This is a genomic window from Lysobacter humi (ex Lee et al. 2017), from assembly GCF_054781815.1.
Genome location: NZ_BAAGTR010000012.1, coordinates 461,928 through 474,098, shown reverse-complemented (window position 1 = coordinate 474,098; position 12,171 = coordinate 461,928). Strand labels below are relative to the sequence as shown.

The 12,171-nt window shown below is 71.1% G+C and carries 10 protein-coding genes; all 10 read left to right on the top strand.

The genetic code is table 11. The features are described from left to right. Position 1: 1 nt before the first annotated feature. The 10 genes from ACYVJJ_RS13230 (at position 2) to ACYVJJ_RS13185 (ending at position 11,997) form a co-directional block, all read left to right on the top strand. Entirely contained in the window at positions 2 to 598 is a 597-nt protein-coding gene (locus ACYVJJ_RS13230) for a rhomboid family intramembrane serine protease (RefSeq protein ID WP_460834232.1), read from the top strand. A 64-nt stretch (positions 599 to 662) separates the two neighbouring features. Continuing rightward, a complete protein-coding gene (locus tag ACYVJJ_RS13225; RefSeq protein WP_460834231.1) occupies positions 663 to 932 on the top strand; it encodes a GNAT family N-acetyltransferase in 270 nt (89 codons plus the stop codon). A 48-nt stretch (positions 933 to 980) separates the two neighbouring features. Then, a complete protein-coding gene (locus ACYVJJ_RS13220) occupies positions 981 to 1,727 on the top strand; it encodes a pseudouridine synthase (RefSeq protein WP_460834229.1) in 747 nt (248 codons plus the stop codon). Between the two features lie 84 nt (positions 1,728 to 1,811). Next, positions 1,812 to 2,645, top strand: coding sequence for a DUF3298 and DUF4163 domain-containing protein (locus tag ACYVJJ_RS13215; RefSeq protein WP_460834228.1), 834 nt, complete (start codon positions 1,812 to 1,814; stop codon positions 2,643 to 2,645). Then, positions 2,645 to 3,361: a UdgX family uracil-DNA binding protein gene (locus ACYVJJ_RS13210; protein ID WP_460834227.1), complete on the top strand. Its 717-nt coding sequence runs from the start codon at positions 2,645 to 2,647 to the stop codon at positions 3,359 to 3,361. Before ACYVJJ_RS13215 ends, ACYVJJ_RS13210 begins: the two co-directional genes overlap by 1 nt. Positions 3,362 to 3,447: 86 nt before the next feature. Then, positions 3,448 to 4,680: a putative DNA modification/repair radical SAM protein gene (locus ACYVJJ_RS13205; protein WP_460834226.1), complete on the top strand. Its 1,233-nt coding sequence runs from the start codon at positions 3,448 to 3,450 to the stop codon at positions 4,678 to 4,680. 1 nt (position 4,681) lies between these two features. Then, positions 4,682 to 6,100, top strand: coding sequence for a UdgX family uracil-DNA binding protein (locus ACYVJJ_RS13200; protein ID WP_460834224.1), 1,419 nt, complete (start codon positions 4,682 to 4,684; stop codon positions 6,098 to 6,100). A gap of 115 nt (positions 6,101 to 6,215) precedes the next feature. Further along, the gene (locus ACYVJJ_RS13195; protein ID WP_460834223.1) at positions 6,216 to 6,587 is read left to right on the top strand and encodes a VOC family protein; all 372 of its coding nucleotides are present in this window, start codon (positions 6,216 to 6,218) and stop codon (positions 6,585 to 6,587) included. Between the two features lie 259 nt (positions 6,588 to 6,846). Beyond that, complete coding sequence (gene asnB / locus ACYVJJ_RS13190) at positions 6,847 to 8,523, top strand: asparagine synthase B (RefSeq protein ID WP_460834222.1); 1,677 nt, start codon at positions 6,847 to 6,849, stop codon at positions 8,521 to 8,523. Positions 8,524 to 8,676: 153 nt separating this feature from the next. Continuing rightward, entirely contained in the window at positions 8,677 to 11,997 is a 3,321-nt protein-coding gene (locus tag ACYVJJ_RS13185) for an EAL domain-containing protein (protein WP_460834220.1), read from the top strand. Positions 11,998 to 12,171 lie beyond the last annotated feature (174 nt).

Here is a 12,171-nt window from a genome sequence, read left to right as displayed (position 1 = left end):
GATGCTGACCTACCTCCTGATCGGCATCACCGTCGCGATCTCCTGGGCCGCGTTCGAGCGCACGAAGCTGCTCGACCGGCTCACATTGTGGCCGCCCGGCGTCGCGCGCGGCCAGTTCGACCGACTCGTCACCCATGGCTTCGTGCATGCCGACTGGCAGCACCTGCTGTTCAACATGATCACGCTGTTCTTCTTCGGCCGGCTCGCGGAGCAGGCCATCGGCGGGATCATCGGGCCCGTCGGCTTCGTTCTCTTTTACCTCTCGGCGATCGTGGTCGCGATCCTGCCGAGCTACCTGCGGCACCGTGGCGATGCGCGCTATGCCAGCCTCGGCGCGTCGGGCGCGGTCTCGGCGGTGCTGTTCGCCTCGATCCTGCTCAAGCCGTGGATGCTCATCTTCATCCCGATCCCCATCCCGGCCGTTCTCTACGGCCTCGGCTACGTGGGCTATTCGTGGTGGATGGACCGGCGCGGCGGCGGCAACGTGAACCACAATGCCCATCTGTCGGGCGCGGTGTACGGCGTGCTGTTCATGCTGCTGATGGACGCACGTGTCGGCCAGCATTTCCTGCGCGAGCTGATGTCACCGCTGGGCTGACGATCACCCGGCCTGCAGGGCCGGGCTGCTACACCGGCGACCTTTCCCGCCATGCGAGAACGCCATGCAGGTCCAGCACGAACCCGATGCCTCCCGCTTCCACGTGCAGGTCGACGGCCACGATGCCGAGGTGAGCTACCACCGCAGCGGCGACGTGCTCGAGCTCACGCACACCGGCGTGCCCGATGCGATCGGCGGCCGCGGCATCGCGGGGGACCTGGTGCGCGCGGCGTTCGAGCACGCCCGCGCCGAAGGCCTGCGCGTGCGGCCCGTCTGCTCGTACGCGGCCGCCTGGTCCAGGCGGCATCCGGACTACGACGACGTGCTCGCGTGAGCTGACGCGTGCGTCCCGCGCCTGCAGCCCGCGGCCGGTTGTGCCAGCATGCCGGCCCGCACGCCGCCGTCTGATCCGTCCATGCGCCTGAACAAGTACATCGCCGACACCGGCTTCTGCTCGCGCCGCGAGGCGGACCGGCTGATCGCGGAAGGGCGGGTGACGGTCAACGGACTGCGTGCGCGGCTCGCCGCGGAGCTCGCCGAAGGCGACGAGGTGCTCGTCGACGGCCAGAAGCTGCAGGTGCGCAAGGCCGCGCCGGGCAAGCGCCGGCATGTCTACATCGCGCTGCACAAGCCGGTGGGCGTCACGTCGACGACCGAGAGCGACGTCAAGGACAACATCGTCGACTTCGTCGGGCACGAGCAGCGCATCTTCCCGATCGGGCGGCTCGACAAGGACTCCGAAGGCCTGATCCTGCTCACGAGCAACGGCGACATCGTCAACGAGATCCTGCGCGCCGAGAACAAGCTCGAGAAGGAGTACCTGGTCGCGGTGAACAAGCCGGTAACCGAGGAGTTCGTGCGCGCGATGGCGCGCGGCGTGCCGGTGCACGGGCAGACCACGCTCCCGTGCAAGGTGCGCAAGCTCGGGCCGTACGGCTTCCGCATCATCCTCGTGCAGGGCCTGAACCGGCAGATCCGGCTGATGGCGGCGCACTTCGGGTATCGCGTCAAGACGCTCGTGCGCGTGCGCATCGGCAGCGTGCAGCTCGGCCATCTCAAGCCCGGCCGCTGGCGCAACCTCACCGACGCCGAGCTGCGCGCACTGCTGCCCGCGCGCACCGACTGGTAAAGCGCGCGAAAAAAGCGCTCGCGTGGATGCGGGCATCACACGCGGCTCATTAATTTGGCGTGGACGCGTTCGACCGAGTCCACGATGCCGCACCCCACCCTCCGCCGCCGCCTGCCGCTCCTGGCAGGAGCCGTTTCCCTGTGCCTGATGGCCGCCTGCAGCGAGCGCGAGGCCGCCAAGGCACCGGCCGCTTCGCGTGCAACACCCCCGATCGCGACGACGCCTCGGCCGATGCTGGAGGACGTGCTGGAGACCACCGGCACGCACATCATCGGCATCAGCTATCCGAAGGAACTCGCGCGCTATCCCGGCCTCGCGTCCGAGGCCCGGCGCTATGCGGAGAACGCGCGGCAGCAGGTGGTCGAAGCGGCCGGCGAGCGATCGAAGGCGGCCGGCGACGGCCCGTACGAACTCTCGCTGGAGTTCAAGATCAAGCACGAGTCGCCGTCGATGGTGGTGCTCGCGGTCGACGGCAGCAGCTACACGGGCGGCGCGCACGGCGCACCGATGATCCAGCGCTGGGTCTGGCTGCCCGACCGCGGTCGCCGGCTCACGGTGGGCGAACTGTTCCCCGATCCGGCCAGCTGGAAGGCGATCTCCGACGAGGTGCGCACGCAACTGCAGGCCGAGCTCGCGCAGCGCCTCGACGCCGACGGCGTCACCGGCGGCGAGCGCTCGCAGCTGATCAGGACGGCGAACGCGATGATCGACGGCGGCACCGAGCCGGGGCCCGGCGACTTCGCCGTGTTCGAGCCCGTGCTCGGGGCGACCGGCCGCATCACCGCGCTGCGCTTCGTGTTCCCGCCGTACCAGATCGGCAGCTACTCGGAAGGCATGCGCACCGTCGAACTGCCGTCGACCCGGCTCGTGCAGCACGTCGCACCGGCCTACCGGGCGATGTTCGAGGTAACGTCCTGATGCCCACCGGCGCGTCGACCGGCCGCGAGGGCAGGGCGACGGCGCCGGCACGCCAGGCGCGCAGCCGCGCACCGGCCGATCCGCACGCCGGCGTGCCCGAGGGCACGGCGCCCGAGCCCGCCGGGCGCGGCCTGCGGGCGCTCCGCGCGGCGGCCGCCGGCTGCAAGCGCTGCGACCTGTGGCGGCCGGCCACGCAGGTGGTCTTCGGCGAAGGGCCGGCACGGGCGCGGGTGATGATCGTGGGCGAGCAGCCCGGCGACAAGGAAGATCTGGCCGGGCATCCGTTCGTAGGGCCCGCGGGGCAGCTCTTCGCCCGCGCCCTCGAGGAGCTCGGGATCGAGCGCGACCGCATCTACCTCACGAACGCGGTCAAGCACTTCAAGTTCGAGCCGCGCGGCAAGGCGCGCATCCACAAGACGCCGACGCCCGCCGAGCAGAAGGCGTGCCACCTGTGGCTCGAGCGCGAGCTGGCGACCGTGCGGCCCGACGTCGTGATCGCGATGGGCGCCGTGGCCGCGAAGGCCGTGTTCGGGCCGAAGTTCGGGCTGATGAAGCAGCGCGGCCAGTGGCAGGCGCTGCCGGGCGGCCGCCGCGGCTTCGCGACGGTGCATCCCTCCTGGGTGCTGCGCCAGCGCGACAGCGACAGCCGGGACGTCGCCTACCGCGGCTTCCGGGACGACCTCGGCCTGATCGCCGACCTCGATCTCGATCGCTGAACGGGGCATGCGGCCGTGGCTCCGCCGTCGCAGAGGTTGAGATCGCGCCCGATTAACCTTGCGCATCAACGGCTTGCGGGGTGGGCATGCACGTCATCGAGAAGCTCTCGATCCTCGCGGACGCCGCCAAGTACGACGCCTCCTGCGCCTCGAGCGGTGCGATCAAGCGTGACTCGCTGGGCACCGGCGGCATCGGCAGCACGGGCGGCATGGGCATCTGCCATTCCTACACGCCCGATGGGCGCTGCGTCTCGCTGCTGAAGATCCTGCTGACGAACTTCTGCATCTACGACTGCGCCTACTGCATCAACCGGCGCACGAGCAACGTGCGGCGCGCGAAGTTCACGCCGGCCGAGGTCGTGCAGCTCACGCTCGACTTCTACCGCCGCAACTACATCGAGGGCCTGTTCCTCTCCAGCGGGATCATCAAGAACGGCGACCACACGATGGAGCTGCTCGTGGAGGTCGCGCGCGCCCTGCGCGAGGACCACGGCTTCCGCGGCTACATTCACCTCAAGACGATCCCCGAGGCCTCGCCCGAGCTGCTCGCGCAGGCAGGGAAGTACGCCGATCGCCTGTCGATCAACGTCGAGCTGCCGACGGAGGTCGCGCTCACCACGCTCGCGCCGGAGAAGTCGGTGGGCAGCATCCGCGGCGCGATGGGACAGCTGCGCTGGCGCATCGACGAGTCGAAGGAGGAGCGCGCCAGGGCGCCGTCACGCGCGCCCGCGTTCGCGCCGGCGGGGCAGAGCACGCAGATGATCGTCGGCGCCGACGGGGCGGACGACCGCGCCATCCTCGACACCAGCGCGAATCTCTACGGCAACTACCGGCTGCGGCGCGTCTACTACTCGGCCTTCAGCCCGATTCCCGACGCGTCCGTCGCGCTGCCGTCGAAGTCGCCGCCGCTGGTGCGCGAGCATCGGCTCTACCAGGCCGACTGGCTGATGCGCTTCTACGGATTCGAGGTCGGCGAGATCGCGCCGCGCGAGGCCGGCGGCATGCTCGACCTCGACATCGATCCGAAGACCGCCTGGGCGCTGCGCCATCCCGAGGTGTTCCCGATCGACGTCAACACCGCGGCGAAGGAGCGCCTGCTGCGCGTGCCGGGGCTCGGCACGAAGACCGTGAAGCGCGTGCTCGCTTCCCGGCGCTTCGCGCGGCTGCGGCTGGCCGATCTCGCTCGGCTCGGCGTGAGCCTCAAGCGCGTGTCGCCCTGGGTGCAGACGCTCGACCACCATCCGCAGGGCCTGCTCGATCGCCCCGACCAGCTGCGTGCGCGGCTCGCGCCGCAGCCGCTGCAGGCGTCGCTGTTCTGACATGTGGCGCGCGACGGTCGATCCGCCGTGGGACGTCGATGCCTGGCGCGCGCAGGCGCGGGCCGCGCTCATGGCGGGGATCGCGCCGGAAATGCTCGACTGGAGCGTGTCGGCGGGCGGGCTGCTCGCGGCGACGCCGGTCGAGACCGCCCCCGCGATCCGTGAGGCGCCCCGCGTAGGACGCGCCTTCCTCGACCTCGCGCGGCACGTGCTCGCGCATCGCGATGGCGATCGGCACGCGCTGATGTACCGCCTGCTGTGGCGCATCGCCGAAGGCGAGCGCGACCTGCTCGACTTCGCCGCCGACCCCGACGTGCGCCGCGCCCAGCAGCTGGAGAAGGCGGTGACGCGCGATGCGCACAAGGCCAAGGCCTTCGTGCGCTTTCGCGAAGTGCCCGGCGAGGCGAACACGTTCGTCGCCTGGTACGAGCCCGACCACCAGGTCCTCGACCTCGTCGCGCCGTTCTTCATGCGTCGCTTCGCCGGCATGCGCTGGGCGATCGTGACCCCCGAGCGGAGCGCGACATGGGACGGCACGGAACTCGCGATGGGCGGGGGCGGTTCACGCGGCGACGTACCGCCCGACGATGCCGGCGAGGCGCTCTGGCGCCGCTACTACGCGAGCATCTTCAATCCGGCGCGGCTGAATCCGAGAGCGATGCGTGCGGAAATGCCGCAACGGTTCTGGCGCGGCCTGCCCGAGGCGCAGGAGCTGCCGCGGCTGATGCGCGAGGCGGGTGAGCGCGTGCATGCGATGGTCGAGCGCGCACCCGAGCCGCCGCGTCGCGTGTTGCCCGCACCCGTCTTCGCGCCGGCTCCGACCGAGGGCCTCGCCGGGCTCGCCGCCGCGGTTCGCGCGTGCCGCGGCTGCCCGCTCTGGCAACCGGCGACGCAGGCGGTGGCAGGCGAGGGACCGGCCGATGCGCCGATCGTCTTCATCGGCGAGCAGCCGGGCGACGAGGAGGACCTGACCGGTCGGCCGTTCACCGGCCCGGCCGGCCGCCTCTTCGATCGCGCACTGGCGGACATCGGCGTCGATCGCGGGCGCTGCTACGTCACCAACGCGGTGAAGCACTTCAAGTTCCAGCAGCGCGGCAAGCGGCGCCTGCACGAGCGCGCGAACGCCGCCGAGCAGCAGGCGTGCCGCCCGTGGCTGGAGCGCGAGCTCGCGCTGCTGCGGCCGCGCGCGATCGTCTGCCTCGGCGCGACCGCCGCGCAGGCCCTCATGGGCCGGAGCTTCGCGCTCATGAGGGAGCGCGGGACCTGGCAGCAGGGCCCCGGCGGGGTGCCGTTGCTCGCGACGGTGCATCCGTCGTGGGTGCTCCGTCAGCCGATGGGTGACGGCGAGGCCGCGTATGCGGGGTTCATCGAGGACCTCGCGCGGGTGCTCCCCCATGCCGGCGATGCGATCGCCGCCTGACGACCACGGGACAGTGGCGGTGCCCGCGCACCACGCGGAAGGTGGCGGCGACCGACGGCGTTCCGGCGCGTCCTTCCCGACCCTAGCATCCGGGCTCCCATCAAGGAGTGTCGCGATGAAGGCCAATCCCGTCGGCTGGTTCGAGATCTACGTGGACGACATGGCGCGTGCCCGCGCGTTCTACGAGGCGGTGTTCCAGACGCAGCTGCACCTGCTCACCGCCGACGGCCTGGAGATGTACGCCTTCGAGATGTCGCAGGAGACCTGGGGTGCGTCGGGTGCGCTGGTGAAGTTCGACGGCATGCGCGCGGGCGTGGGCGGCACGCTGGTCTACTTCAGCTGCGACGACTGCGCCGTCGAGGGCGCGCGCGCCGAAGCGGCCGGCGGCACGCTGGTGCGGCCCAAGATGTCGATCGGCGAGTACGGCCATATCGTCCTGGTCAAGGACACCGAGGGAAATCTCGTCGGCCTGCATTCGATGGCCTGAGCCGACGGACGGCCGCGCCGTGAATTGCGTATCCACGCGATCGGGCGCAGGATCGGGCCCATGACGTCTTTCGCCGCCCGCGACCTCTCGACTGCCCACCCGGGGCAGCCGGTCGCGCGCGTCAATAACAATCGCAATAACGCCAGCCGCCCGCGGGCCGGCGATTAGCGCGCATACCTGACGCTCATCGACCACCAAGGCCCGCACTGAAAAGTGCGGGCCTTTTCGTTTTTCCCGACCCCCGAAAAGGACGCCCGCCATGTGTTCGATCCTCGCCTGCTTCGACCTCCGCCCCGGCGCCGACCTGCGCCCGCTGCGCCCGCTGGCCCTCGCGATGTCTGCGCGCCAGCGCCACCGCGGCCCCGACTGGAGCGGCGTGCACGCCGAGCCGCGCGCGCTGCTGGTGCACGAGCGCCTCGCGATCGTCGACCCCGTCGGCGGCGCGCAGCCGATCGTCTCGGCGGACGGGCGTCGCGTGCTCGCGGTCAACGGCGAGATCTACAACCATCGCGAGCTGCGCCGTACGCACGAGGCCGACTACGACTTCCGCACCGAATCCGACTGCGAGGTCATCAACGCGCTGCATGCCACGGGCCAGGAGCCGGCGACCTGGCTCGACCGCCTCAACGGCATCTTCGCCTTCGCGCTGTGGGACGCGGCCGAGGGCCGCTACCTCATCGCACGTGACCCGATCGGTGTCTGCCCGCTCTACTGGGGGCACGATGCGGACGGTCGCACGTGGGTCGCTTCGGAGATGAAGGCGATCGCGCGTACCTGCGCCGACGTCGCGCCGTTCCCGCCGGGCCACTACCTCGACAGCGCCACCGGGACACCGGCGCGCTTCCACCATCGCGACTGGCGCGACTACGACGCCACGGCAGGGCGCGAGGTCGCCCTCGAGGACCTGCGTATCGCGTTCGAGCAGGCCGTGCGCCGCCAGCTGATGAGCGACGTGCCCTACGGCGTGCTGCTTTCCGGCGGGCTGGACTCGTCGTTGGTCGCCGCCGTCGCCGCGCGCTTCGCACGCCAGCGCGTGGAGGACGACGACCGCAGCGAGGCCTGGTGGCCGCGCCTGCATTCGTTCGCGATCGGCCTGCCGGGCTCGCCCGACCTCGCTGCCGCGCGCATCGCGGCCGACGCGCTCGGCACCGTGCACCACGCCTTCCACTACACGGTCGAGGAGGGCATCGACGCACTGGCCGAGGTGATCCGGCACGTCGAGACCTACGACGTCACCACCATCCGCGCATCGACGCCGATGTACCTGCTCGCACGGCGGATCCGCGCGATGGGCGTGAAGATGGTGCTCTCGGGCGAGGGCAGCGACGAGGTCTTCGGCGGCTACCTCTATTTCCACAAGGCGCCCGACGCCCGCGAATTCCACGCCGAGACCGTCCGCAAGCTCGACGCGCTGCACCAGTACGACTGCCTGCGCGCGAACAAGTCGATGATGGCCTGGGGCGTGGAGGCCCGCGTGCCGTTCCTCGACACCGAGTTCCTCGACGTCGCGATGTCGATGGACGCGCGCGCGAAGATGGCCGGCAGTGGGCGCATCGAGAAGGCGGTGCTGCGCGAGGCCTTCGCCGGCTGGCTGCCCGACTCGATCCTGTGGCGCCAGAAGGAGCAGTTCAGCGACGGCGTCGGCTACGGCTGGATCGACGGGCTCAAGGCGCATGCCGAGGCGGAGGTCGGCGATGCCGACCTCGCCGAGGCGCCGGTGCGCTATCCGGTGAACCCACCGGCCACGAAGGAGGCCTGCCTGTACCGGCGGATCTTCGACGACCTGTTCCCCGGCGAGGCCTGCGCCCGCACCGTGCCGGGCGGCAAGTCGATCGCCTGCTCGTCGCCCGCGGCCATCGCCTGGGATGCCGCCTTCGCCGCGGCCGCGGACCCTTCGGGCCGCTCCGTGGCCGGCGTCCACCTCGCCGCGGTGTGACGGCGGTCGCCCGGTGCGCGCCGCGGCGTCGGCACCGGGCCTCAAGCCGGTGCGCCCGCTTCCGTTAACGACGGGGACTGCGCAGCCCGCGCGACCCCCGGCGACCCGCCGGCGGCCGCCGCGGGTTGGGCGAGGGAAGGGAGCACGTACCGGATGACCACGACCGACGCGAATCGCGGCATCGCCGAGGGCGGCCCGCAGGCGCCCCGGGAGCTGCAGCGCATGCGTCTGCTCGCGATCGGCTGGGGGCTCGCGGCGCTGCTTCCGGCGATGGCGGTGCTGCTGATCACAGCCGAATACCGGCAGTTCCAGGCCGCGCGCGACATCAAGACGCGGCTCGTGGCCGATGCAGTGGAGCGCCAGCTCCGGGACCGGCTGTTCCTCGTCGAATCGCAGCTCGCGGCAGTGCCCACCGCGGGGCCGTCGGCGCGCTGGACCATCCCGATGCACGATGCGGCCGTACGCCCGGCGTCGGCTGCGCCGCACGTGCCGGCGCGGGGCATCTGGATCGGCCTGCCGGTCCGGCAGGGGAAGGCCTGGCGCGTGCCGGTCGCGCGCCGCGTCGGCGACCGTGTGGTTTCGGCGCGCATCGATCCCTGGCTGATCTCCGATGCCGTATCCGGCTACGACCTCGGGCCAGGGGACTTCGTGAGCCTGGTGCACCGCGACCGCGTGCTGCTCGGCCGCTCCAGCCGCAATGCCGAATTCTTCGGGCGGTCGCTCGACCGCTCGGGCATGTTCGCGCCCGAGCACCTGCGCCTCGTCGAGGGGCAGTACACCGGCCCGAGCGTGGTCGACGGCCTGGAGCGCGACTACTTCTTCCGCCGGCTCGAGGGCCTGCCGCTCGCGGTGCTCGTCGGCACCGAGCGCCGCAGCATCTTCGCGATGTGGATGCGGACGGCCGCCGGCACCCTCGGCATCGCGCTGCTGATGGCGGCCGCCTGGGGCTGGCTGGTGCGCCGCTTCGACCATGCGCAGTCCGAGCAGTCGCGGCTGATCGCGCGCCTGCAGGCCACCCTCGGCGCGCTCCGCGTGAACGACGAGCGCCTGCAGCAGGCGCAGGCCCTCGCCTGCGTCGGCGAGTACGAGTGGGACGTGGCAACGGGCGAGACACGGCTTTCCCCGGAGGCGGCCCGCAACTTCGGGTTCGGAAACGCCCCGATGGCCGTCCACATCGACCGCATCTTCGAACGGATCGATGCCGAGGATCTCCCCGCTATCCGTGTGCAGATCGAGGCATTGCTGGCCGAAGGTGGCATGCAGCAGGCCGAGTTCGGCATCCGCCGGCTCGACGGCGAGCGCAGGCGCATCATCTCGCGGGGCCAGCGCGTCGTGGCCGACGACGGCCGCGTCAGCGTCCGCGGCGTGCAGCAGGACATCACCGAGACGGTCTCCGCGCGCGAGCGCGCGCTTGCGGTCGAAGCCGAATACCGCTTCCTCTTCGAGCACAACCCACTGCCGATGTGGGTATTCGACCGCGACACGCTCGAATTCCTCGCGGTGAACGATGCGATGGTCGCGCATTACGGCTATGCGCACGACGAGCTCGTCGGCGCGAGCATGCTGTCGATCCGGCCCCCCGAGGAATTCGAGGCGCTGCGCGTGGCCGCGGGCATGCCCTCGCGCGAGCGTCCGCAGGGCCAGCTGTGGACGCACCTGCACAAGGACGGCCGCTCGATGCGCATGGCGGTCTTCAGCCACGACATCGAGTTCGAGGGCCGCAACGCGCGCCTGGTCGCCGCGCAGGACGTCACCGAGCGCGAACAGGCCGAGCAGCGCTTCCGCCTCGTCGCGCGAGCCACCAGCGACGCCGTCTACGACTACGACCTCGTCGCCGGCACGATCTGGTGGAGCGAGAGCTACTACACGCAGTTCGGCACGCTCCCGTCGCCGGTCGAGACGGCCGAGGAATGGTCCACGCGCATCCACCCGAGCGACCGCGACCGCGTGGTCGGCGGTGTCTACGGCGCGATCGACGGCGACGCCGCCGAATGGCAGGAGCAGTACCGCTACCGCTGCGGCGACGGCAGCTACGCCGTCGTGCTCGACCGTGGCTTCATCCTCCGCGACGCCACCGGCCGGGCGATCCGCATGGTCGGCGGCATGATCGACCTCAGCGAGCGCCAGGATTACGAGTCGCGGCTCGCCTACCGCGCCACGCACGACGAGCTCACCGACCTGCCCAACCGCCAGCTGCTGCAGGACCGTCTGCAGCAGGCGCTGCTCAATGCGCAGCGCTACGGCCGCGAGGTCACGCTGATCTTCGTCGACCTCGACGACTTCAAGCTCGTCAACGACACGCTCGGCCACAGCGCCGGCGACCAGGTGCTGCGCGAGGTGGCCTCGCGCCTGCGTGCGGTCGCACGCGAGACCGACACCGTCGCGCGCTTCGGCGGCGACGAGTTCGTGATCGTGCTGACCGAGCAGCAGGGCGAGAACGGCGCCTGCGAGGTGATCCGCCGCATCACGCAGACGCTCGCCGAGCCGATCGACGTCGCCGGCTCGCCGCAGACGCTCACCGCGAGCATCGGCTGGTGCCGCTTCCCGGACGCCGGCCGCGACGTCGAGACGCTGCTCAAGCACGGCGACCTCGCGATGCACCAGGCCAAGCGCCAGGGCCGCAACCGCGCGGTCTCGTTCCAGAGCGAATTCGTCGAGGGCGTCTCGCGCCGCGTGCAACTGGTGGCGCAGCTGCGCCAGGCACTCGAGCTCGACCAGTTCGTGCCGGTCTTCCAGCCGCTGTTCGACAGCGACGAGCGACCCGTCGCGCTCGAGACGCTGGTGCGCTGGCAGCATCCCGAGCGCGGGCTGGTGCTGCCCGGCGAGTTCATCCAGGTCTGCGAGGAGAGCGGGCTCATCGTCGAGCTCGGCCGTCGCGTGCTGCACCAGGCGGCCCGCCACTACCGCGAGCTCGCCGGCGCGGGGCTCGGCCACCTGCGCGTCGCGGTGAACGTCTCGCCGGCGCAGTTCAACGACGAGCTCGTGCGCCACGTCCGCGAGACGATCGAGCAGCACAGCCTGCCGGCCGAGGTGCTGGAGCTCGAGATCACCGAGGGCCTGCTGATGCAGGACCCGGAGCGCGCGATCGAGCTCATGCGCCAGATCGCCGCGATGGGCGTGAGCTTCTCGATCGACGACTTCGGCACCGGCTATTCGTCGCTCGCCTACCTCAAGCGCTTCCCGATCGACCGCCTGAAGATCGACCGCTCGTTCGTGCGCGACCTCGGCTCCGACGAGGACGATGCCGCGATCTGCAACTCGATCATCGGCCTCGCCCATGCGCTCGACATCCGCACGGTGGCCGAGGGCGTGGAAACCGCCCTCCAGCTCGACTGGCTGCGCGAGCGGCGCATCGACGAGGTGCAGGGCTACCTGCTCGGCCGCCCGATGCCGTTCCAGGAGCTGCTGCCGTTGCTCGTGCATTGCAACGAGCGCGCGCAGGGCGAGGCGCACGCCGCGTTGAAGGTGGGCTGAGGGTCATCCGTCACGCGGCCTGTCGTCTCGTCGCGCGGGTCGGCGCTGCCACGTAGAGCTGCCGTTGCGTCACGCAGCCACGTGGGATGACGGTCGACCCGAAGACGGGTTGCGGTCGGCGTGCCGCGCGGGCTTGCAAACGGGCGGACGGCATCGGGAGACGGGTTGCTCGCA